The sequence below is a fragment of the Burkholderia sp. BKH01 genome (genome assembly GCF_025685725.1).
Classification (GTDB): domain Bacteria; phylum Pseudomonadota; class Gammaproteobacteria; order Burkholderiales; family Burkholderiaceae; genus Burkholderia; species Burkholderia pyrrocinia_C.
Genome location: NZ_JAOTQT010000073.1, coordinates 1 through 349, shown reverse-complemented (window position 1 = coordinate 349; position 349 = coordinate 1). Strand labels below are relative to the sequence as shown.

Here is a 349-nt window from a genome sequence, read left to right as displayed (position 1 = left end):
ACCCCTGTACTCACCGTGAAAGGGTGATGTCCTAGGCCTCTAGACGAAGGGGACAACGTACTGCTTACATCCTTAATACAAAAGCCCGCTCAAAAACGTCTTGAACGGGCTTCGTTCTGGCGGAGCGGACGGGACTCGAACCCGCGACCCCCGGCGTGACAGGCCGGTATTCTAACCGACTGAACTACCGCTCCAACTTCCTTACCCAACCCGCAGGACGTCGGTTACGTTCCTGCAAGCCTCGCGACACTTCTACGAAACGCCGCTGAATCTGGCGTCCCCTAGGGGATTCGAACCCCTGTACTCACCGTGAAAGGGTGATGTCCTAGGCCTCTAGACGAAGGGGACA

At 57.3% G+C, this 349-nt stretch carries 2 tRNA genes; both read right to left on the bottom strand.

Annotation, left to right across the window (positions count from 1 at the left end):
* Window positions 1-117: 117 nt before the first annotated feature.
* Window positions 118-194, bottom strand: a tRNA-Asp gene (locus tag OEJ37_RS34875).
* A gap of 78 nt (window positions 195-272) precedes the next feature.
* Window positions 273-348 (bottom strand) — tRNA-Glu (locus OEJ37_RS34870).
* Between the last annotated feature and the right edge of the window lies 1 nt (window position 349).